Source organism: Stenotrophomonas sp. Marseille-Q5258, from assembly GCF_946900935.1.
Taxonomy (GTDB): Bacteria; Pseudomonadota; Gammaproteobacteria; order Xanthomonadales; family Xanthomonadaceae; genus Stenotrophomonas; species Stenotrophomonas nematodicola.
In genome coordinates, this window is sequence record NZ_CAMPPN010000001.1 from 188,333 (window position 1) to 209,572 (window position 21,240).

Genomic DNA, 21,240 nt, shown 5'->3' on the forward strand with positions numbered 1-21,240 from the left:
AGGAGAGTGTCATGGCATCGTCTGCCATCCGGCCCCCTGTCTGGTCCATCCATCCGCTCCACGCCGCCGTGCTCGGCGGCGTGCTGCCGCTGTTTCTCGGTGCGCTGCTGGCCGACTACGCCTACTGGAGCACCTACGAGATCCAGTGGAGCAACTTCGCGTCCTGGCTGCTGATCGGCGCGATGGTGATGGCCACCCTCGCACTGTTGTGTGCGGTTGTCGGCGTGGCCCGTGGCCGCCGCCGGCTGGGTTACCTGCTGGTACTGGTCGCCACGTGGATCGTGGGGTTCATCAACGCCCTGCATCACGCACGCGACGCGTGGGCCATCATGCCGACCGCACTGCTGCTGTCGGCCGTGGCGACCGTGCTGGCACTGGTGGCAGCCTGGATCGGGTTTGCCAGCCTGCGCGTGGGAGGTGTGCGATGAACCGTCCTGTCGCCCGCGTCATCGCCGTATCGGTCCTGGCCGCCACGCTGGCCGCCTGCGGCCAGGCACCGCAGATGTACCAGTACGGCAACGCGCCCGAGCTGCCGGCACCGCACCGGGGGCTGATGCCGGACATGACCATCGCCAAGCCGGCGACCTGGGGCGACCGGGTGCCAACCGTGCCGGACGGGTATCGCATCACCGCGATCGCCACCGACCTGGCGATCCCGCGGCAGACCCTGGTCCTGCCCAACGGCGACATTCTGGTGGCCGAGGGACGCGGTGGCAGCGCACCCAATCTCAAGCCCAAGGACGTGATCGCCGGCCGCATCAAGGCCAAGGGCAACACGGCGGTCAAGGGCGGCAACCGCCTGACCCTGCTGCGCGATGCCGATGGCGACGGCATCTATGAACTGAAGACCGTGTTTGCCGACACGCTCAATGCGCCCTACGGGTTGGCGCTGATCGGCAATGCGCTGTACGTGGCCAACCAGGATGCGCTGGTGCGCTTCGACTACCAGCCGGGCCAGACCCGCGCGAGCGGCGCGCCGGTCACGCTGACCACACTGCCGTCGGCGATCAACCATCACTGGACCAAGTCGCTGGCCGCCAGTGCCGACGGCCGTTACCTGTACGTGGGCATCGGCTCCAACAGCAACATCACCGAGCGCGGCATGGCAGTGGAGGTGGACCGTGCCCGCGTCTGGCAGGTGGACGTCGCCACCGGCGCGCATCGCGACTACGCTACCGGCCTGCGCAATCCAACCGCGTTGGCCATCCAGCCTGGTACCGGTGCGCTGTGGGCGGTGGTCAACGAGCGCGACGAGATCGGCCCGAACCTGGTGCCGGACTACCTTACCTCGGTGCGCGATGGCGGCTTCTACGGGTGGCCCTACAGTTACTGGGGCAAACACCCGGATCGGCGGGTGATGCCGCAGGACCCGGCCAAGGTTGCCTCGGCGCTGGTGCCCGATTACGCGCTGGGCTCGCATGTGGCCGCGCTCGGCGTGGCGTTCTCGTCGCCGGCAATGGGCGCGCGCTTCGCCGACGGCGTGTTCGTGGGCGAGCACGGCAGCTGGAACCGCAACCCACCGGTCGGCTACAAGGTGGTGTTCGTGCCGTTCCGCGAGGGTCGTCCGGCAGGCGATCCGATCGACGTTGCGACCGGCTTCCACGGCGACGATGGGCTGACTCGCGGGCGTCCCGTCGGCGTCACACTGGACCCGCGCGGCGCGCTGATCGTGGCCGATGACCTGGCCAACACGATCTGGCGGATCACCCCGGACGCGACCGCTGCAGCACCGGCTGCACCGCCCGTGCCCGCTGCTCCCGCCGCGACCCCATAAGCAGTGCGGTCCGGGCCTGCCGCGCGCCGATGCGCGTGCGGCAGGCCGTGTTGACGTCTCCCGCGGGCACTCGACATGATCCGCCAGGGCGCCCGGGGCCGGGCCAACAGCAGGGCAGGGACGTGATGCGACAGACGCGTGCAGCGCCACGGATGGGCCGCCTCCGGCAACGGCCTGGCAGCGTGCTGGCCGGCGTGCTGATCACCATCGGTCTGCTGGCGGCTGCGGGCTGCTCCGATGGCCCGGGCATCAGCGTGGACGTCAAGGCGCTGGGCGACTCGCCCCTGGCGCGGCACCTGTCGCGGCAGTGGATGAATCCAGAAGCCGCGCTGGCCGGGGATCTCCGGGAATGGCTTCACACCCGGCCGGACAGTACCGCCTGTCTGGCGTCCGACGCCTGTCTGCGTGGGTTGGGCTTCCACCAGTGCACGGCGGCGAGCATCAACTGGACTGCCGTTACCAGGCCACGCTGCACGGCCTGCTGGTCAAGCGCGGTGGCGAGCGCACGCCGCTGCAGGTGCAGCTGCGGATCAGCCTGCAGAGCCGCAACGGCGCGATCACCGCGCTCCACGTTCACCGCATCGGGCTGTAATCACCGCAGCGCGGCGTCAGCCGGTGCTGATCGCGTCGTAACCGTCGCCCAGGAACTGCAGCAGGCAGAAGCCGTGCCCGAAGGGATCGGCCAGCAGCGCGATCCGGCCCCATGCATGCGTGGCCGGTGCCTGCTCGACGCGCGCGCCCGCCTGTACGGCGCGTGTGAGCGCGGCGTCCACGTCATCCACGACCCAGTCCAGGTGCAGCGGCGTCCAGTGCCGGCGATAGTCCCGGCGGTCGCGCACCTGCGGCGTGGACGCGCTGCCGGCGGGCTTGGCCAGCAGGTAGACCGGCGCGGGGCCGCCCAGCAGCTCCACGCCATCGGCGCCGAAGCGGCGGCCCGGGTGCAGGCCGAATGCGCGGGTGTAGAAGGCGATGCCGTGTTCGAGGTTGTCCACGTCGATGTTGACCAGAAAGCGCATGCGGTGTCCTTGGCGGCGAGTGCGGGCGATGCGCCCGGCCTGGACGGAGGTGGTCCGGATCGATTGTGTCACGCGCCAAAGCGCAGCGTGAAACAGGTCGCCGCCGGCCCGGAGGCCACGCACAGGGTGCCGCCGTGGGCCAGCATGATCGCGCGTGTGATCGCCAGCCCAAGCCCGGCGCCATCGGCGTCGCCGCGGGTGCGCGAACGCTCGGCACGGAAGAAGCGTTCGAACAGATGGGGCAGGGCATCGGCCGGAATGGGCGGGCCGGGATTGCGCACGGTCACCTCGGTGGCCCCCGCCGTGTCTGCCACCGTCACCGCGATGGTGGCGCCGCGCGGGGTATGGCGCAGTGCATTGGACAGCAGGTTGCCGAGCGCGCGGCGCAGCATCAGCCGGTCGCCGCGCACCTTGCCCTGGCCGTGCAGCGCCAGCGTGATGCCGCGTTCCTCGGCGAGCGCGTCGTAGAAATCGAACAGTTCGGTCACCTCCCGCTCCAGCACCACCGTGCCGGCCTCGGGCAGCCCGCCGCCGTGCTCGGTGCGCGCCAGGAACAGCATGTCGCCGATCATCCGGCTCAGGCGCTGCAGTTCTTCCGCGTTGGACAGCAGCACATCCTGGTACTCGGCCGCGCTGCGTGGCCGCGCCAGCGCCACTTCGGTCTGGGTGAGCAGGTTGGTGATCGGCGTGCGCAGTTCGTGCGCGATGTCCGAGGACAGCTCGCTCAGGCGCTGGAAGTCGGCCTGCAGACGCGCCAGCATCGCATCGAGATGGGCAGCCAGTTCGGCGATCTCCGGCGGCGCCGGCTGCAGCGGCATGCGCTGGTCCAGGCGCTCGGCGGTGACCTCGCGGGCACGCGCGGCCATCGCGCGCAGGGGCGCCAGGCCACGCCGTGCCGCAAGCCAGCCGAGCAGGCCGATCAGCAGCGCCGAGGCCGCCACGTACAGCGCCAGGCGGCCGGTGAAGTCCTGCAGGAAGCGGGTATGCGGTGCGGTGTCCAGCAGCACGGTGATCTGCAGCGGGCCGTGTGCGGGATCGGCGGTGGTGCGCACATGGCGCAGCCGGTGGTCGCGTCCCTGCGCGTCGCGGTGCCAGGCCCGCGCGACGCTGGTGGGAGCCGGCAGTGCGGCGCCGGCCGAGCGGTACAGCAGGCTGCCATCGCCGCGCAGCACCTCGGCGCTGAAGCCGGCCTGGTGGTCCAGCGCCTCGGCCAGGCGCACCCCGGCCTGGTCGGGCGGGGCATCGGCGACGATGGACGCGATCAGCCGCACCTTGTTGTCCAGGTAACGGTCGTCCTGCTGCACGAAATGCTGCTGCACGGTGGAGAGGATCAGCGCGCCCAGGCCGGCCAGCACCACGGTGGAGACCGCGGCGAACAGCACGGTCAGGCGCGCGGTAAGCGATAGCGGCCTCATGCCGGTGGGTCGGCGTCGCCGGCATCGAGCACATACCCCATGCCGCGCACGGTGACGATCAGCTTGCGTTCGAAACCGTCATCCATCTTGGCGCGCAACCGGCGGATGGCCACGTCGATGACGTTGGTGTCGCTGTCGAAATTCATGTCCCATACCTGCGAGGCGATCAGCGAGCGGGGCAGTACCTCGTTGCGCCGGCGCACCAGCAGTTCCAGCAGGGTGAATTCCTTGTGGGTGAGCACCAGCCGCTGGCCGGCGCGGGTGGCGCGACGGCGCGGCAGGTCGAGCACCAGATCGGCAACCTGCAGGCGGTCCTGCTGCGGGTGCAGGTGGCCACGGCGCAGCAGCGTGCGCAGCCGCGCCAGCAGTTCAACGAAGGCGAACGGTTTGACCAGGTAGTCGTCCGCGCCCAGCTCCAGGCCCTTGACCCGGTCGCCGACGCTGTCGCGCGCGGTCAGGAACAGCACCGGCGTGGTGCGCCCGGCAGCACGCAGCGCCTGCACGATGTGCCAGCCGCTCACGTCCGGCAGCATCACATCGAGCACGATCAGATCGTACGCTCCGGTCATCGCCAGATGATGTCCATCCAGCCCGTTGCGCGCGTGGTCCACCACGAAGCCCGCTTCGCTCAGCCCCTGGCGCAGGTACTCGCCGGTCTTGGGTTCGTCCTCGACCACCAGCAGTTTCATTCGTTGGCCCGCCTGCATCCTTCCTGGGCACGACCGCGTCGTGTACACCTGCGCCGGCTACTGTATGACAGCGACCGCACGGCAGGATGACCCGCGCATTACGAGGATGTAATGCGCGCGTCATCGCCGCGACGGGCGCCGCTTCCTAGATTGCGGAACCGCCGTGGCCCACGGATACCGCAAGGACTCTTCGCATGCAGCACCTCCGCCTTCTTCGTCTTGTTGCCTTCGCTGGCGCCAGCCTGGCCCTGGCCGCATGCGCGCAGCCGCCCGCGCCGACCACCGCAGCACCCGCCGCTGCCGATGCGCAGTCCGCTGCGGCGCCGGTATCCCCGGCGGGGCACATGGTGGTGCACAAGAGTGCCAGTTGCGGGTGCTGCGGCATCTGGGTCGACCATGTGCGGCGCGCCGGCTTCAGCGTGGAGGTGCGCGATACCGACGACCTGATGACGGTCAAGCAGCGCCTGGGCGTGCCGCTGGACAAGGCCGCCTGCCACACCGCGGAAGTGGGGCCCTATATCGTCGAGGGGCATATCCCCGCCACCGATATCCAGCGCCTGCTGCGCGAACGCCTGCTCGCGCGTGGCCTGCTGCTGCCGGGCATGCCGGCCGGATCGCCCGGGATGGAGGTGCCCGGCATGCCGGTGCCCGGCTATACGGTGGAACTGCTGGGCAGGGATGGCCGGACAACCCCGTTCAGCCGGCACGGAAGGGCCCCGGACGAAACCTGAGGAGATCGCTCGTGTATACTCACCCCCACTATAGTTCCGAGGTCGCGTCCATGCCGCATTCGCCACAGGAGAAGAAGCGCGTCCTGGCCCGCGTGCGCCGCATCCGCGGCCAGTGCGATGCGCTGGAGCGCGCGCTGGAGGGCGGCGCGGACTGCAGCCCGGTGCTGCAGCAGATCGCGTCCATCCGCGGCGCCGTCAACGGGCTGATGTCCGAAGTGATGGAGGCGCACCTGCGTGAAGAGTTTGGTCAGCCGGCGCAGTCCGACGCGCAGCGCGAGGCACGCGTGCGCGAAATGAGCGTGCTGATCCGGTCCTACCTGAAGTAAGCGCGGGCGACCGCGCCCTGTCCCGACCCGTTTCCCGTCCTGGAGAGTTCCCGATGAAATCCCGTGCTGCCGTTGCCTTCGCCGCTGGCGAACCGCTCAAGATCGTCGAGATCGATGTCGCTCCGCCGCAGAAGGGCGAAGTGCTGGTGCGGATCACCCACACCGGCGTCTGCCACACTGACGCCTTCACGCTCTCCGGTGATGATCCTGAAGGCCTGTTCCCGGCCGTGCTCGGCCACGAAGGCGCCGGCATCGTGGTGGAAGTGGGCGAGGGCGTCACCAGCGTCAAGCCGGGCGACCACGTGATTCCGCTGTACACCGCCGAGTGCGGCCAGTGCCTGTTCTGCACGTCGGGCAAGACCAATCTGTGCGTCGCCGTGCGCGCCACCCAGGGCAAGGGCGTGATGCCCGACGGCACCACCCGCTTCTCGTACAACGGCGAGCCGATCTATCACTACATGGGCTGCTCGACCTTCAGCGAGTACACCGTGGTGGCCGAAGTCTCGCTGGCCAGGATCAACCCGGACGCCAACCCGGAACATGTTTGCCTGCTCGGGTGCGGCGTCACCACCGGCATCGGCGCGGTGCACAACACCGCCAAGGTCCAGGAAGGCGACAGCGTGGCCGTGTTCGGCCTCGGCGGCATCGGCCTGGCGGTGATCCAGGGGGCGCGCCAGGCCAAGGCCGGTCGCATCTTCGCGATCGACACCAACCCGTCCAAGTTCGCATTGGCGCGGCAGTTTGGTGCCACCGACTGCGTCAACCCGAAGGATCACGACAAGCCGATCCAGCAGGTCATCGTCGAGATGACCACGTGGGGCGTGGACCACACCTTCGAGTGCATCGGCAACGTCAACGTGATGCGCGCCGCGCTGGAATGCGCGCACCGCGGCTGGGGCCAGTCGGTGATCATCGGCGTGGCCGGGTCGGGCCAGGAGATCTCCACCCGTCCGTTCCAGCTGGTCACCGGCCGTTCCTGGAAGGGCACCGCCTTCGGCGGCGTCAAGGGCCGCAGCCAGCTGCCGGGCATGGTCGAGGATGCCATGAAGGGCGACATCGAACTGGCGCCGTTCGTTACCCACACGATGGGCCTGGAGCAGATCAACGAGGCATTCGACCTGATGCACGAAGGCAAGTCGATCCGCTCGGTGGTCCACTACTGATCATGCCGGGCGGCGTGGCAACCGCGCGCCGCCCGCGGGGGAAACATCATGGAACGCATTGAACACCGCGCCGCTTCCGGCGGTTGGCAGGACGTGTACCGGCACCGCTCGCAGGTGCTGGGCTGCGAGATGACATTCGCGGTCTATCTGCCGCCGCAGGCCGCCTCGCGTCGGCTGCCGGTGCTGTACTGGCTGAGCGGATTGACCTGCACCGAGCAGAACTTCATCACCAAGGCCGGTGCGCAGCGCTATGCCGCCGAGCACGGGGTGATCCTGGTGGCGCCGGACACGAGCCCGCGCGGCGATGACGTCCCCGATGCGGACGGCTACGACCTGGGCAAGGGCGCCGGTTTCTACCTCAATGCCACCGAGCAGCCGTGGGCCACGCACTACCGGATGTACGACTACATCGTGGACGAGCTGCCGGCGCTGGTCGAGGCGCACCTGCCAGCGACGGCGGCGCGCGGGATCAGCGGGCATTCGATGGGTGGCCACGGCGCGCTGGTGATCGCGCTGCGCAATCCGGGCCGCTACCGCAGCGTGTCGGCCTTCTCGCCGATCGTCGCGCCCACACGGGTGCCGTGGGGGCAGAAGGCCTTCGCCGCGTACCTGGGCGAAGACCGTGCGGGCTGGGCGGCCTGGGATGCCAGCGAACTGGTGGCCACGGCCAGCGAACGCCTGCCGCTGCTGGTCGACCAGGGCGGCGGCGACGAGTTCCTCGACACCCAGTTGCAGCCGCAGTGGCTGCAGGCGGCCTGCACGGCGGCAGGCCATCCGCTGCAGTTGCGCCTGCAGCCCGGCTACGACCACAGCTACTACTTCATCGCCAGTTTCATCGGCGAGCACATCGCGCATCACGCCCAGGCACTGCACGCCTGAGGATCGGCGGCAGGATCACAGGTCGTCTTCTTCCGCCGCCTCGCGGCCCTGCTGGCGGATCAGGGCTTCCTCGCGCGCATCGTTGATCGCGTGACGGACGCTGTCCAGGTCGATGGTGGATTCGTCGTGGACGAAGGTGCCGGTCAGTTCGCTGTCCGGCAGCAGGTCACCGGCCTCGAACAGCGCCCACATCTCCTCGCCGTACCAAGTATCGAGCAGTTCCGGAGCGAAGCGGCCGAGGTACGCGGTAAGGTTGTTGACGTCACGCAGCAGCATGCTGCGCGCGGCATTGTTGCCACCGGCGTTGACCACCTGCGGGAAGTCGATCACCACCGGGCCATCCGGCCCGACCAGCACGTTGTACGGCGACAGATCGCCGTGGATGAGGCCGCAGCACAGCATCCGCACCACCTGGCGTACCAGCACGCGATGGAACTCGCGGGCCTGGTCGGCTTCCAGTTCCACCTCGCCCAGGCGGGCCGCGGAGAAGCCGTCGGCATCGGTGACCAGTTCCATTACCAGCACGCCGTGGAAATAGCCATGCGGCTCGGGCACGCGCACGCCGGCATCGCGCAGCTGGTAAAGCGCGTCCACCTCGGTGTTCTTCCAGGCGGTTTCCTGCTGCTTGCGGCCGTACCTGCTGGCCTTGCCGACCGCACGGGCCTCGCGGCTGCCGCGCACCTTGCGGCCTTCCTGGTACTGCACGCGCTGCTGGAAACTGCGTTGCGCCATGTCCTTGTAGACCTTCGCGCAGCGCACATCGTCGCCACTGCGGACCACGTACACGGCTGCTTCCTTGCCGCTCTTGAGCGGACGCAGCACTTCATCGATCACGCCGTCGTCGATCAGCGCCTGCAAGCCTTGGGGGGTCTTCACGGAATCTCGCGGATGGGGCCGGCGCCAGTGCGCCCGCCGGGGAGGGCCCGGGATTTTCGCATCTTCGGGCCGGGCCGGCCATCGTGGCGTTCAGCCACGCGCCGAGGGTGTGAGGACGAGGCGGTCGTCGTGCCACTGCGCAGCAGGGTGGTTGAATATGACGTTCAGTGACGTTTTTGGCTGTTTATATTAAGTGGGCTATCGAAAATATAAACTCAATTGATTATTTGATGGATTTGGGTGGAGATAATTCATGCGCTCTCCACGGCGGCGCTTTCTATGGTGGGTGTACGGCCTGAATCCACTGTCGACCAGGTCATCACTCTGCATATTCATGGGGCGTATTGATGTCACTACTCGATGGTCTGATCGACGAAGCCGCGCGTGCAACCGGACTGGGCGGCGACGCGCGGAAACTGGTCGCGGTCGTGGCCGGCTACATATTCACCGTGCCGGGTGGGCTCAAGGGGTTCCGCGACAAGTTTGCCAAGGCCGGTCTGGGGGAGGTGTTCGATTCCTGGATGGGTCATGCGCTGCATCCCCGCAGTGTCAGTGCAGGCCAGGTGCAGCATGTGATCGGCAACCGCGACATGATCGCCCTTGCCGACAAGGCCGGCGTGGGCAGCGGGGCCATCGGCGCGACGCTGGCCACGGTGCTGCCGATGCTGGTACGCAGGGTGACGCCCGACGGTACGCTGCCCACCGCTTTGCCCAGCGACCTGCAGCAGCTCATCAACGGCGTGACCGGTGCGGAGCAGGTCCATCGCGTGGATGCCATCCACCACGCTTCGCCTCCCCGTCGCGCCGGCCCGTGGAAATGGCTGCTGCCCTTGCTGGCCCTGCTTGGGCTGGCGTACTGCGGCTGGCAGGCAAAGAACGGCCGGATGCAGGCGCGTCCGGCGGCCACGCCGGACGCTGCGGCCACGCCAGTGGCGGCGACGCCATCGCGGGCCCAGCCGCAGCTGGATCTGCGCACGGCCGACGGCAAGGTGAACGTGTCCGGCCGGCTGCCCAGCGCAAGTGAGAAGCACCGGCTGCTGGAGGCGCTCGGCACCACCTTCGGCACCGGCAATGTTGTCGGCGACATCCAGGTCGATCCGGCCGCCCAGCCGGCGGGATGGATGGACACGCTGATCAAGCTGCTGCCCCGGCTGAAGGCCAACGGCCTGCGAATGGCCTTCAGCGGTGACAGAATCGATCTGGACACCTCGGCGATGCAGCAGGCGCAACGGTTCGAAGTGAGCCGGCTGTTGCAGGGGGAACTGAGCCGTTTCGAGCTGTCGGGTCTGTTCGATCCGGGAGTGGCGGCGCTCGATGGACTGGCCTCCGGCTACGGCGCCGCGGATCTGACGGCGGCGCTCAACCAGACCACCATGACCTTCGAGTCCAATTCGGCGACCCTCTCGCCCAGCAGCCGGGAGATCCTGCGGATCGCGGCCAAGGCGCTTGCAGGCGCACCGGACGGTACGCACGTTGTCGTGGGCGGGCACACCGACAGCCAGGGTGATCCGGTCGCCAACCTGGCGCTGAGCCGGCAACGTGCCCAGGCCGTCGTGGATGCGCTGGTGGCCCTGGGGGTGCCGGCCGGGCGCCTGAGTGCGCGGGGGCACGGCTCGAACCAGCCGATTGCCGACAACCGTACCGGGGAGGGTCGCGCAGCCAACCGGCGCATCGCCTACACGGTGAAGTAGGCGGCGCGGGCGTCCCTCCCGTCCGTTGCCTGCCGACACCTCCTTGCCGATGCCGGCAGGAGGTGTCTTCACTTTGCATCGGCAATACTGCGGCCAACGGGGATGGCCGGAACAGCCGGGGCGGGCCGGGCGCGCCGGTCGCTGCGCCGCAAAGGGAGAAACAGGCATGGCATGGTGGCTGTCTGCGGCATATGTGGTTGCCCACGGGGTGGCGCTGGTGCTCCTGCCCGCGCATGCCCAGACCCTGTCATATTCGTTCCTGATCGGCGCCCCCCTGCTGGCGGCGGCGGCCTGCGTGCGGCGCAGTCTCGGCAGCGAGGCGGTGGTGGGCTGGGTGGCGCTGGCCGTGGGCATGGTGCTGTGGGCCGGCGGCATGGCGATGAACATGTACCAGGAGGTGGGGCTGGGCAATGCCGACTCCACCCCGGGCATCAGCATGCTGCTGTACGTGCTGTACGGCGTGCCGTTGACCTTCGCGATGGCCCATCCGCGGCACGCGCCGTGGTTTCTCAGCGTGATCGATGGTGCGATGGCCCTGCTCCTGGGCTATCTGTTCTTCGTCTACACCTTCTCCTTTGTCACGATCACCGACGCTTCCGATGCCGGGGTGGACAGCCTGCGGCGGATGTTCGATATCGAGAACCTGTTCATCGCCGGCTTCGCGCTGCTGCGTTGGCTGGCCAGTGAAGACCGTTCGCGCCGCGCCTTTTTCGGCGCGTTGAGTCTGTTTGCCTGCGTCTATCTGGTGGTGGCGGCCTACATCAACCACTTCGGTTCCGAGACCAGTTACGGCAGCCTGGTGGACCTGCTGATCGACGTGCCGTTCCTGGTGCTGGCCGTGGTCGCCTGGCGGCGTTCGCCGGTCCGCCCGGTCGAGGTGTCGCGGCGGCTGGCGTTGGGCGTGCGGGCGGGCAGTCCATTGATTCTGGCGATCTCGCTGCTGGTGATGTCGGCCCTGCTGGTGCGCGCGCACCCGATGCTGGCGGTAGCCGGCTTTGCCTTCGCCACGCTCGGCTCGGGCCTGCGCAGTGTGCTGATGCAGGTGCGCTCGCTGGAGCAGCAGGATCGGCTGGATGTGCTGGCGCGGGTCGATGGCCTGACCGGCGTGGCCAACCGCCGCCAGTTCGATCAGGTGCTGCAGGCCGAATGGAACCGGTCGCGGCGCAGCGGGCAGGGCATAGCGCTGCTGATGGTGGACATCGACCACTTCAAGGTGTTCAACGACCGCTACGGGCATCCGCTCGGCGATGCCTGCCTGCGCGCGGTGGCGGCCGCACTGGCCGGCTGCGCCACGCGCGCGACCGATGTGGTGGCGCGCTACGGCGGCGAGGAGTTCGCGGTGGTGCTGCCGGCGGCATCCCGCGAGGGCGTGCTGGCCTTGGCCGAGACCATGCGCATCGCGGTCGAGCGGCTGCGGCTGAACTCGCCGGCCTCGGTCTGCCAGATCGGGGTGACCATCAGCATCGGGGTGGCGCAGCTGGACAAGGTCACCACGGCGGCCCCGGGCGAGCTGGTGGCCGCCACCGACGCGGCGCTGTACGAAGCCAAGCGACAGGGCCGCAACCGGGTGGTGGAGGGGCAGGTGGCGGCGGGGCTGGACGAGGACCTGGACCGGTAGCGCCGGACGCTGGCCGGCACTCCGCGTGCGGTCACACGCGGGCCTCCGCCGCGGGACTCATCGCACGTCGCGCAGTTCCCAGTGATGCCCGGCGAGCAGGCGCAGGCGCTGTTTGAACACGTCACTGTCGATGCGGGTGGTGGCGACCAGGTTGATCCGCAGGTCGTCCTGCGAGCCGGTCACGGTTGCCGCCGGATCGGTGGCGCCCCATTGCGACTCGACGGCGTCCGGGTCGGGCTGCTTGGCGCGCCACTTCTCGAACAGCGTGGTGCTGCGCAAAGCGTCCTGAAGCTCCTCGGCGAAGCCGGCGGCGCTCTGCGAGTGGAAGGAAAGATCGGGATCGTTGCCGCGGGCCTTGGACGGGTCCGGCAGGCTGATGTGGTACTGCGCTGACATGATTGCCTCCATTGAATGATCCAAGGCTCGCAGATCGCCGGTGGATTCGGTGTGCAGGACTCAGGCGCGGAAGGTATGCGGTTCATCGGCAAAGCCGACCGTGACCGCGCCCTTGCCGACGTTGACCATCCCGGTCAGGCTCATCACCGCCTCGAACAACTGCACCCCGTGCGCCTCGCAGGTCTGGCGCAGCGTGGCGTAGCCGGGCAGGGCCTGCAGGTCGGCCAGCTCGCCGCCGTAGCTGACGCAGACGGTGGGGGTCATCAGCCCGGCCCTGACCCGTTGGCCGACGAAGTCGAACAGCTTCTGCACCGCGTTGTCGAAGCCCTTGATCTTGGCGACCGGGCCGGTTTCGCCGCGGTATCCGTGCAGCACCGGCTTGATGTCCAGCGCGCTGCCCAGCGCAGCGCTCAGCAGGCCCACGCTGCGGTCGCCCTTGTGGCGTGCGCGGGCACGCATGTAGTACAGGTCGCGGGTGACCATGTAGCCGTGCACGTTGTGGGCCAGCAGCTCGAGCCGCTCGCGGATCTGCTGCACGCCGGCACCGCTGTCGCGCAGGCGCACCGCTTCCACCGCGGTTACGCCCTGGGCGGCGAACAGGTTCTGGGTGTCCAGCACGCGCAGCGCGAACGGCGAGTTGTAGCCGGCTGCCTGGCGCACCGGTTTGTAGTCGTTGAGGATCGCGAAGCTGGCCTGCATCGCGTTGTCGTGGATCGGGCTGCGCGTCTTGGTGATCGTCATGCAGAAGACATGGTCGTAGTCGATCACCAGCTTGCCCAGGAACAGGTCGCGGATCTGGTTGACGCTGAACGGAATGGTTTCCGCTTCCGCGCCGTTCTCGGCCACGTGCGCATGCAGGAAACTCAGGGTCGCCTGTTCGTCGCGGTGGTCGGCCAGCACCGCTTCGCCGATACGTACGGTGATGGGCAGCAGCACGATGTTGTGCTGCTGGATGAAGTCTGGTGGCAGGTCGCACGCCGAGTCGACCACGATTCCGATGCGCATCCTGTGCCCCCCTCAAGGCCGGTATTGGTTCGGAACTGTGAAAGCTATCTCAATTTTCGCCGGTTTGCCCGGTCCATCGCGCGGGGGGCGGCTCAGCGGCTGCGTTCCACCGCCACCGGCAGCGAGGCCAGCCGGTCCCATTCACCGCCGCGGACCGTGTCCGGGTCGGCCAGCACGGCCTGCATCAGGTCGTGGGCGTCGTTGCCCCAGTACAGCTCGCCATCGATGGACAGGGTCGGCACGCCAAACACTCCGGCGGCGATGGCCGCGTCAGTGTTGCGGCGCAGCTGTTCCTTCACGTCCAGCGCGCCGATGGCGGCGGCCACGTCCGCCACGTCCAGCATCGCGCCGGGCAGGGCCAGCGCGGCGGCGCTGTCACCGGCATGCCCGTCGCGCCAGATCCAGTTGAACAGGATGTCGATCGACGCCGGGGTGGCGCCTGCGGCCAGGCACAGGCGCAGCGCGGCCAGCGGATTGAACGGGTGGCCGGGCGGGAAGCGCAGCGTCACTTCCTCGCGCCGGGCCTGCCAGAGCAGGTGCCGGTACATGGCACGACGCTTGGCCGGGATCTCCGCCGGGCCCAGATTGCCCAGGTGGTGCAGCACCGCGCCGAAGGCGATCGGTACCGGGGTGATCTTCTCGAACTGCGGCAGGGCTTTCAGCTTCTGCCAGTGCAGGTAAGAGAACGGCGAGACGAAATCGAAGTACCAGCGCAGGGTCATCGGAACATCCTTGCAGGGTCAGCGCGAGTATGCGCGCGGTTCGGTGGTGGGCGGGGCCAGATAGCGGTCGCGCAGCTCGGTCTGCCGCGAGCGCATCGGCATCGCGCGGCCGCCCAGCCAGACCTGTTCGGCGTAGTGGCCCACATCCAGCGGGTCGCCGTCCCACAGCACCAGGTCGGCCAGCTTGCCCGGCTCGAGGGTGCCGATGCGGTCGCCCACGCCCAGCACCTGGGCCGGCACCCGGGTCAGCCCGGCCAGCCCGTCGGCCCACGGCAGGCCGTTGGCGACCGCATTGCCGGCCAGCTGGCGCATTTTGCGGGCGTTGTGCGAGGCGTCGTCGCGCTGCGCAAAGCTCACCGCGACGCCGGCCGCGTGCAGGCGTGCGGCGTTGTCCAGGGTCGCCCCGAGCTGGTCGAAGCTGGTCGGCAGGTTGCCCAGCGCATCGACGAACACCGGCACCCGGGCCTGGGCAAGCTGCGGTGCCAGGCGCCAGGCTTCGGCGCCGCCGGCGATGGCGATCCGGACCTTCTCGCGGGCCGCCCAGCGCAGCAGTTGGCGGATGTCGGCGGCACGGTCCACCTGCACCACGATCCGGCCCTGGCCGGCCAGGTAGCGGGCCAGCGTGGCGCGGCCAGCCGGGGTGAGCAGGGCATGCGGCGAGTCGGCCGGGACCCGCCCGCGCGCCTCGCTGACCATCTGTTCCAGCAGCATCCACTGCGCGGCGCGGGAACTGCCGGTCAGCTCGGCACCGGGGGCGCCCAGGCGGACATACAGGGCCAGCGGGCCGATCGGATCGGCACTGCCATCCAGCCGGACCACGCCTCCCTGGCCGGCGATGAAGCCGCCACCGCTGTTGGCGCCCAGTGCGGTGAAGCCGATGCCGTCCAGGCGCGCCACCGGGATCAGCACCGAGGCCGGGTTGTAGGCCAGGCTGACATCGAACTCCGGCCGCAGCGGCTGGTCGGGCAGCTTGAGCGCACTGTCGACCGTGGTTGACTCGCCGGACACCTCGTCAATGCCGATGTCGGTGATGCCACCGAACAACGCAGGGGTCAGCGGCTTGCCGCCGGCCTCGACAACGGGCACCCCGGCCGGTGCCGACAGCCCGGTGCCGACCGCACGGATCACGCCGCCCTGGACCAGCACGTCGGTGTTGGTCAGGCTGCCGCGCGCAGTGGCGGTGTGCACCGTGGCGTTGCGGATGAGCAGGTCCTGCGCCTGCAGCGGCAACGCTGTCAGCATCAGCAGCGCGGTGGTGCCGAGCCATGCCCGGCAACGCGATCCCAAGGGCTGGGCGGCAACGCGGTTCATGGCGCTCACGGGCGTGCCTCCTGGCCGAGCATGAAGTCCGACAGCGGCTGCCGGCGCGTGTCCTGGCGGTCGTAGACGGCGTGGCCGTCGATGTACACCTTTTCTGCAAGCGCGTAGGAACTGAAGGGGCTGCCGTTCCAGATCACCACGTCGCCCATCTTGCCCGGCTCCAGACTGCCCGTCTGCTTCTCCACGCCCAGCGAGCGCGCGGCATTGAGGGTGAGCCACATCATCGCGCGCTCGGGCGCGATCTCGATGCCTGCGCGACGCGCGTTGGCGATCGCCTTGGCCGCTTCCTGGTTGAGCCGCTGGATGCCCTCGGGAGAATCGGAGTGCACGATCGCGCAACTGTTGGCAGGGCGGTCCACCAGCGCGATGTTGTCCTGGATGCCGTCGAAGGCCTCCATCTTGAAGCCCCACCAGTCGGCCCACAGCGCGCCGCACACGCCTTCGGCGGCGAGCCGGTCGGATAGTTTGTAGGCTTCCACCGCGTGGTGGAATGCCGCGATCCTGAAGCCGAACTCGTGCGACAGATCCAGCATCGTCGCCATCTCGTCGGCGCGGTAGCAGTGGATGTGCACGCGGATGTCACCCTGGATCGCGCCGGCCAGCGTATCCAGTTTCAGGTCGCGCTTGCCGCCGGCATCGCCGGCGCTGTCCCCTTTGTCCCCTCCGCTGAACCAGCGCTTCTTCTTCGGCTTCTTCGGGGTGTTCTTGGCGATGTACTCGCTGGCATCGATGAACGCCGCGCGGTAGCCGGCCACATTGCCCATGCGCGTGCCAGGGGCGACGCCCTTGCCGCCGCCGTACACCCGCTTGGGATTCTCGCCGCAGGCCATCTTCAGTCCCCACGGTGCCCCCGGGAATTTCATCGCCTGGTAGGTAGTGGCTGGAACATTCTTCAGGGTCACGCCGCGCCCGCCGACCAGGTTGGCCGAGCCGGGCAGCACCTGCATCGCGGTCACGCCACCGGCCAGCGCTGCGGCGAATCCGGGGTCCTGCGGCCAGACCGAGTGTTCGGCCCACACATTGGCGGTGACCGGTGCGGTCATCTCGTTGCCGTCACTGTGCGCGCTCACGCCCGGGCTGGGGTACACGCCCAGGTGCGAGTGCACATCGATGATGCCCGGCGTCACCCACTTGCCCTGGCCGTCCACGCGCACGGCGTCGGCCGGCACCGGCAGCGCGGGGCCGACGGCGGCAATGCGGCCATCACGCAGCAGCACGTCGGCATTGTCCAGGCGCGTGCCGGTGCCGGTCAGCACGGTGGCGTTGTGGATCAGCACCGGGGCCGAGGCGATCGGGGCGTAGGTGCTGGGATACGGGTCCTGCACGAAGCGCGAGGCGGCCGGCGCCGACGGCGCGGCCAGTGAGAACAGCGCCAGGCCCAGCCCGGCGGTCAATCGTGTGCGCATGTGGTCCCCGATGCGGCGTGAACGTAGGGGTGACGCTAGCCGTTGGGCGGGGGCGTTGCCAAGTGACCAAACGCATGTTGCTTGCTTATTGGCCGATCTCACCGAGAATTACCGAGTGCACCTCATGCACGACCGGACGCGCTCGATGAAGAACAAGCAGGAAATCGTGGAAAACTGGCTGCCGCGCTACACCGGCGTCCCGCTGGAGCAGTTCGGCCCGCATGTGCTGCTGACCAATTTTGCCGGCTACCTGCACACGTTCTCCCAGCTCACCGGCGCGCCGGTGCAGGGCCTGGACCGGCCGATGGCCAGCGTCACCAGCGACGGCATCACGCTGATCAACTTCGGCATGGGCAGCCCCAATGCCGCGATCATCATGGATCTGCTGTCAGCCGTGATGCCCAAGGCGGTGCTGTTCCTGGGCAAATGCGGCGGGCTCAAACGCAAGAACCAGCTCGGCGACCTGGTCCTGCCGATCGCCGCGATCCGGGGCGAGGGCACGTCCAGCGACTACCTGCCACCGGAAGTGCCGGCGCTGCCGGCCTTCGCCCTGCAGCGTGCGGTATCCACCATGATCCGCGACCTGGGCCACGACTACTGGACCGGGACGGTGTACACCACCAACCGCCGGGTCTGGGAGCACGATGAAGCCTTCAAGGAAAAACTGCGCCTGATGCGCTGCATGGCCATCGACATGGAGACTGCCACCCTGTTCGCGGCCGGCTTCGCCAACCACATCCCGATCGGGGCGCTGCTGCTGGTGTCCGACCAGCCGATGATCCCCGACGGGGTCAAAACCGAGGCCTCCGACGCCAAGGTGAGCTCCCAGTTCGTCGAAAACCATATCCAGATCGGTATCGAGGCGCTTAAGCTTATACGGCGCAACGGCAAGTCGGTCCGCCACCTGCGCTTTGACGAGTGATGGCAATGGCACAGGCGGGCGTCCGGCGGACGCGCCGCCTACAGGGGCAGTAAATGGACGTGGCGGCACAAGTGGTGGAATTCTGGCGCGACGCGGGGCCGCAGCAGTGGTTCGCGCGCGATGACGCGTTCGACGCGCGTTTCCGCCAGGCATTCCTGGAGGAACACTTCGCCGCTGCCCGCCGCGCCCGCGAGCACTGGCTGGGTACCGCCGAGGGCGCGCTGGCACTGATGATCCTGCTCGACCAGTTCCCCCGGAACTGCTTCCGCGACACTGCCCACTCGTACGCCACCGACGGACTGGCCCGCCACTACGCCATGCGCGCGGTGGAGGAGGGCCTGGACCTGCAGCTGGTCCCCAAGCTGCGTGCCTTCATCTACCTGCCGTTCGAGCACTCCGAAGATCCGCAGGACCAGGAGCGCTCGGTGGCCATGTTCGATGCGCTGGGTGACAAGGAGTACCTGCAGTACGCCGAGCTGCATCGCGACATCATCCGCCGCTTCGGCCGGTTCCCGCATCGCAACGCCGTGCTGGGCCGGATGCCGACCGCCGCGGAGCTGGATTACCTCGCCGAAGGCGGCTTCGCCGGCTGAGGGGCCGCTCACGACGCGGTCGGTGCCACGGCCGCGGATAAAAAAAACGCCGGCATTGCCGGCGTTTTTCTTCTGCGTGGATCCGCACCCGATCAGTAGGTCGGCACGCTGTTGTCCACGTCCTTGGACCAGGCGTCGATGCCGCCGGTGATGTTGTACACCGTGGTGAACCCCAGGGCGCGGAACTGCTCGGCGGCCTGGGCACTGCGGCCGCCGTGGTGGCACAGGAAGGCCAGCGCAGTGTCCTTGGGCAGGGCTTCCAGGCGGGCGCGGTTGTCGCCGTCGAAGGTTTCGAACGGCCCGTTGATCGCGGCGATCGCACGCTCGTCGGCCGGACGCACGTCCACCACGGTCACAGTGCCGGCACGCAGCCGGTCGTCGGCGTCGCGCACGCCCAGTTCCTGCACCGGCTTGGGCGCATTGGGGTTGTCGATGGCCAGACCCTGGCCCCGGATGTCGTCGACCCAGTCGATGGTGATGCCGTCGGCACGGCGCGCGCTGGCCAGGTCGAACTGCACGCGCAGGCCGTTGGACTCGGCGGCGATCGCGTTGTCATCGTGCGGGGCCAGCTGGAAGTTCGGCTGGAAGCGCGCGTCGATGCCCAGCTGCAGGGACGCACCCGGGGCGTCGGCCAGCGCACCGCGCAGCATCTCCACCGCCGCCGGGGTGACGGTGATGCGCGGCGGGGTGCGGTCCGGGGCGGCCAGGCCGAGCACGCTGCTCAGCTCGCCGCTGCCGGCCATCTGCAGGATGATGTCGCTGCCGCCGACCAGTTCGCCGTCGATGTACAGCTGCGGGATGGTCGGCCAGTCGCCGTAGGCCTTGATCCCTTCACGGATCTCGGCGTCGGCCAGCACGTTGACGTGGGCGAAGTCCACGCCCAGGTCCTGCAGCGCGCCCACGGCCTTGGCCGAGAAGCCGCACTGCGGCATGGTCGGCTGGCCCTTCATGAACAGCACGACGCGGTTGGCGTTGAGAATGGATTCGATGCGCGAACGCAGGGCGGGATCGAGGGACATGGTGTTCGGGTCCGGATATGCGAACCCCCTATTCTACGCGGCATGGCAGCGTGGGGCATGACCATACCGGAAACGTTGCATCGCATTCCCCACCGGCCCTGGCGCGGGCCGTCCCTGCCGGTGGCCGGTTCAGCCCATCATCAGGCCGGCGATGACCAGCATCCCCATGCCGATCACACTGCCGATCGAGATCACGATCGCCAGGATGCCGAACACCTTCTTGGTGGCCGGCATGAACGCCGCCGCCACGCCCAGTGCCAGTGCGATCAACTGGCCGAAACCGGCGCAGATGATCACCAGGCCGACCATCAGCGACAGCGGAGAGTCCTCGTTCATCTCGACACCGTTGATTGCCGCCACGCTGGCGCCGATCACGCTCAGCAGCATGATCAGGGCGCAGCCCAGCGCGAGGCAGAAGGCGGCGATGCCGAGGCCGGAGTGCTTGAGTTCCATGAGGTCCTTTTCAGTGGTGGAGGGGTATCAGGTGGGCAGTGCCGGAACATGCGCGGCCGGCACGGCGGGCGGGGGGCGTTGCTGCCACCGGTGGTGGGTCCAGACGCCCAGCGTGAGGTAGACGCACAGCACCGCCAGCGAGAGGATCAGCGCCAGCACCCCGAACAGGCGGCGGCGCCGGTGCTGCAGCACGCTGCCCACGCCCAGCAGGCCAGCCAGGCCGTTCAGGCCGATGCTGATCAGCCCCAGCACGCCCAGCGTGGGTGCCAGCGCCAGCCCTTCGACCTCGGCATGGCGTTGCACGAACAGATAGCCCAGCCCAAGGGCGATGGAGAACAACGCCACCCCGCAAAGGCTGGTGATGAACGCCACGATGCCCAGCGCGGAATGCCGGGAAGGCGAGGTCATGGCGGCTCCGTGCCGGGACAGGTCAGGGGCGCGAGTATGCGCGCGCGCGCGCCGAGCGGCCAGCTGGCGGCCACGACCGGGCTCGGCGGACGGCAGGCGCAGCGCCCGGGTCGGGTGCCGGCGCGCGGGACGGGCAGGGCGGTGGTGGCAATGTGGCGGGCCTGTTCCCTGGCCAGTGGCGCGGCGTCCGTGCTCAGTGGGTGCCCTCGTCGGCCAGCTGCACCCGTGCGACCGGGTAGGCACGCTGGTGCCAGAGCGCGTACATCGCCGCCGACGGGTGCAGGCCATCGGCGGCCAGCATCACCGCTTCGCCACCGAAGTCGCGGCTGAGGTCGGTGATGTCGATGAAGGTCACCCCATGCCCGGCGCAGATCGCCGCCGCCGCCGTGTTGTAGGCGTCCAGTTCCTGCCCGATCTGCACGCGGTCGCGGCCGGATGCGACGGCATACGGGGTCACCCCCCAGTCCGGGATCGACAACACCAGCACACGTGACGGGCGGCCGCCGGCAAAGCCCAGCGCGCGCTCCAGCAGCGCGGTGAAGCGCGGGCGATAGTCGTCCACGCTGCGCCCGCGGTACTGGTCGTTGACCCCGATCAGCAGGCTCACCAGGTCGAACGGCCCGCGCGGCGCGTCGGCATCGATGCCGGCATCAAGCTCGTCGGTGGTCCAGCCGGTGGTGGCGATGATGTGTGGGTCGTCCAGCGCGATGCCGCTGTCGCGCAGTGCGGCGGCCAGCTGTACCGGCCAGCGGCCGCTGGCCGCAACGTCTTCGCCGATCGTGTAGGAATCGCCCAGCGCCAGGTAACGCATCGCCATA

Annotated in this window: 24 protein-coding genes; 11 read left to right on the top strand and 13 right to left on the bottom strand. The window is 68.9% G+C overall.

Features of this window, described 5'->3' with window-relative positions; translation table 11 throughout:
- The first annotated feature begins 11 nt into the window (after window positions 1-11).
- The 3 genes from OC534_RS00890 to OC534_RS00900 all read left to right on the top strand — a co-directional run bounded on the left by OC534_RS00890 (window position 12) and on the right by OC534_RS00900 (window position 2,366).
- Window positions 12-428, top strand: a complete 417-nt coding sequence (locus OC534_RS00890; protein WP_166473441.1) for a DUF2231 domain-containing protein — start codon at window positions 12-14, stop codon at window positions 426-428.
- Window positions 425-1,774 (top strand): sorbosone dehydrogenase family protein, encoded by a 1,350-nt coding sequence (locus OC534_RS00895; protein WP_262071217.1) that lies wholly within the window; start codon window positions 425-427, stop codon window positions 1,772-1,774. The genes OC534_RS00890 and OC534_RS00895 overlap by 4 nt, the downstream gene beginning before the upstream one ends.
- A 424-nt stretch (window positions 1,775-2,198) precedes the next feature.
- Window positions 2,199-2,366 carry a hypothetical protein gene (locus OC534_RS00900; protein ID WP_262071218.1) on the top strand — a complete coding sequence of 56 codons (168 nt, stop codon included), beginning with the start codon at window positions 2,199-2,201 and terminating at the stop codon, window positions 2,364-2,366.
- A gap of 16 nt (window positions 2,367-2,382) precedes the next feature.
- Here OC534_RS00900 and OC534_RS00905 read toward each other — a convergent pair whose 3' ends face one another.
- From OC534_RS00905 to OC534_RS00915, 3 genes are all read right to left on the bottom strand, one after another.
- Window positions 2,383-2,790 carry a VOC family protein gene (locus OC534_RS00905; RefSeq protein WP_153164761.1) on the bottom strand — a complete coding sequence of 136 codons (408 nt, stop codon included), beginning with the start codon at window positions 2,788-2,790 and terminating at the stop codon, window positions 2,383-2,385.
- 68 nt (window positions 2,791-2,858) lie between these two features.
- The gene (locus OC534_RS00910) at window positions 2,859-4,205 is read right to left on the bottom strand and encodes a heavy metal sensor histidine kinase (protein WP_153164760.1); all 1,347 of its coding nucleotides are present in this window, start codon (window positions 4,203-4,205) and stop codon (window positions 2,859-2,861) included.
- Window positions 4,202-4,894: a heavy metal response regulator transcription factor gene (locus OC534_RS00915; RefSeq protein WP_153164759.1), complete on the bottom strand. Its 693-nt coding sequence runs from the start codon at window positions 4,892-4,894 to the stop codon at window positions 4,202-4,204. Before OC534_RS00915 ends, OC534_RS00910 begins: the two co-directional genes overlap by 4 nt.
- 194 nt (window positions 4,895-5,088) lie before the next feature.
- Between OC534_RS00915 and OC534_RS00920 the strand changes: the two genes are divergently transcribed.
- Genes OC534_RS00920 through fghA form a run of 4 tightly spaced genes read left to right on the top strand, consistent with a single transcriptional unit; the run spans window position 5,089 to window position 7,993 of the window.
- Window positions 5,089-5,625, top strand: a complete 537-nt coding sequence (locus OC534_RS00920; RefSeq protein WP_262071219.1) for a DUF411 domain-containing protein — start codon at window positions 5,089-5,091, stop codon at window positions 5,623-5,625.
- 50 nt (window positions 5,626-5,675) lie between these two features.
- Window positions 5,676-5,951, top strand: coding sequence for a metal/formaldehyde-sensitive transcriptional repressor (locus OC534_RS00925; protein ID WP_017356129.1), 276 nt, complete (start codon window positions 5,676-5,678; stop codon window positions 5,949-5,951).
- A 53-nt stretch (window positions 5,952-6,004) separates the two neighbouring features.
- The gene (locus tag OC534_RS00930; RefSeq protein ID WP_017356130.1) at window positions 6,005-7,114 is read left to right on the top strand and encodes an S-(hydroxymethyl)glutathione dehydrogenase/class III alcohol dehydrogenase; all 1,110 of its coding nucleotides are present in this window, start codon (window positions 6,005-6,007) and stop codon (window positions 7,112-7,114) included.
- Window positions 7,115-7,162: 48 nt separating this feature from the next.
- On the top strand, window positions 7,163-7,993 hold the full coding sequence (gene fghA, locus OC534_RS00935) for an S-formylglutathione hydrolase (protein WP_017356131.1): 831 nt from the start codon (window positions 7,163-7,165) through the stop codon (window positions 7,991-7,993).
- A 15-nt stretch (window positions 7,994-8,008) separates the two neighbouring features.
- Here fghA and OC534_RS00940 read toward each other — a convergent pair whose 3' ends face one another.
- On the bottom strand, window positions 8,009-8,869 hold the full coding sequence (locus OC534_RS00940) for a PA4780 family RIO1-like protein kinase (protein ID WP_026070784.1): 861 nt from the start codon (window positions 8,867-8,869) through the stop codon (window positions 8,009-8,011).
- A gap of 344 nt (window positions 8,870-9,213) precedes the next feature.
- On the opposite strand from OC534_RS00940, the gene OC534_RS00945 reads away from it, so the two are divergent.
- Entirely contained in the window at window positions 9,214-10,560 is a 1,347-nt protein-coding gene (locus OC534_RS00945; protein WP_345780448.1) for an OmpA family protein, read from the top strand.
- Between the two features lie 166 nt (window positions 10,561-10,726).
- On the top strand, window positions 10,727-12,178 hold the full coding sequence (locus tag OC534_RS00950) for a GGDEF domain-containing protein (protein WP_136005033.1): 1,452 nt from the start codon (window positions 10,727-10,729) through the stop codon (window positions 12,176-12,178).
- A gap of 57 nt (window positions 12,179-12,235) precedes the next feature.
- Here OC534_RS00950 and OC534_RS00955 read toward each other — a convergent pair whose 3' ends face one another.
- The 5 genes from OC534_RS00955 to OC534_RS00975 form a co-directional block, all read right to left on the bottom strand.
- Entirely contained in the window at window positions 12,236-12,574 is a 339-nt protein-coding gene (locus OC534_RS00955) for a hypothetical protein (protein ID WP_136005029.1), read from the bottom strand.
- A 60-nt stretch (window positions 12,575-12,634) separates the two neighbouring features.
- The gene (locus OC534_RS00960) at window positions 12,635-13,579 is read right to left on the bottom strand and encodes a DegV family protein (RefSeq protein WP_136005026.1); all 945 of its coding nucleotides are present in this window, start codon (window positions 13,577-13,579) and stop codon (window positions 12,635-12,637) included.
- Window positions 13,580-13,671: 92 nt separating this feature from the next.
- Window positions 13,672-14,301 carry a DsbA family protein gene (locus tag OC534_RS00965; protein ID WP_262071221.1) on the bottom strand — a complete coding sequence of 210 codons (630 nt, stop codon included), beginning with the start codon at window positions 14,299-14,301 and terminating at the stop codon, window positions 13,672-13,674.
- Between the two features lie 18 nt (window positions 14,302-14,319).
- The gene (locus OC534_RS00970; RefSeq protein WP_229296502.1) at window positions 14,320-15,543 is read right to left on the bottom strand and encodes an amidohydrolase family protein; all 1,224 of its coding nucleotides are present in this window, start codon (window positions 15,541-15,543) and stop codon (window positions 14,320-14,322) included.
- A 74-nt stretch (window positions 15,544-15,617) separates the two neighbouring features.
- On the bottom strand, window positions 15,618-17,027 hold the full coding sequence (locus tag OC534_RS00975; RefSeq protein ID WP_026070653.1) for an amidohydrolase: 1,410 nt from the start codon (window positions 17,025-17,027) through the stop codon (window positions 15,618-15,620).
- Window positions 17,028-17,172: 145 nt separating this feature from the next.
- Between OC534_RS00975 and OC534_RS00980 the strand changes: the two genes are divergently transcribed.
- Together OC534_RS00980 and OC534_RS00985 are read left to right on the top strand one after the other, a co-directional pair.
- Window positions 17,173-17,949 carry an AMP nucleosidase gene (locus OC534_RS00980; RefSeq protein ID WP_017355288.1) on the top strand — a complete coding sequence of 259 codons (777 nt, stop codon included), beginning with the start codon at window positions 17,173-17,175 and terminating at the stop codon, window positions 17,947-17,949.
- A gap of 53 nt (window positions 17,950-18,002) precedes the next feature.
- Window positions 18,003-18,542, top strand: a complete 540-nt coding sequence (locus OC534_RS00985) for a DUF924 family protein (RefSeq protein ID WP_017355289.1) — start codon at window positions 18,003-18,005, stop codon at window positions 18,540-18,542.
- A 92-nt stretch (window positions 18,543-18,634) separates the two neighbouring features.
- On the opposite strand, the gene grxD is transcribed toward OC534_RS00985, so the two are convergent.
- From grxD to OC534_RS01005, 4 genes are all read right to left on the bottom strand, one after another.
- Window positions 18,635-19,561, bottom strand: coding sequence for a Grx4 family monothiol glutaredoxin (gene grxD / locus OC534_RS00990; RefSeq protein WP_262071222.1), 927 nt, complete (start codon window positions 19,559-19,561; stop codon window positions 18,635-18,637).
- Between the two features lie 129 nt (window positions 19,562-19,690).
- Window positions 19,691-20,014, bottom strand: a complete 324-nt coding sequence (locus OC534_RS00995; RefSeq protein WP_017355291.1) for a hypothetical protein — start codon at window positions 20,012-20,014, stop codon at window positions 19,691-19,693.
- A 27-nt stretch (window positions 20,015-20,041) separates the two neighbouring features.
- Entirely contained in the window at window positions 20,042-20,422 is a 381-nt protein-coding gene (locus OC534_RS01000) for a hypothetical protein (RefSeq protein WP_136005017.1), read from the bottom strand.
- Window positions 20,423-20,615: 193 nt separating this feature from the next.
- Window positions 20,616-21,239 (bottom strand): SGNH/GDSL hydrolase family protein, encoded by a 624-nt coding sequence (locus OC534_RS01005; protein ID WP_166473435.1) that lies wholly within the window; start codon window positions 21,237-21,239, stop codon window positions 20,616-20,618.
- Window position 21,240: the final 1 nt, after the last annotated feature.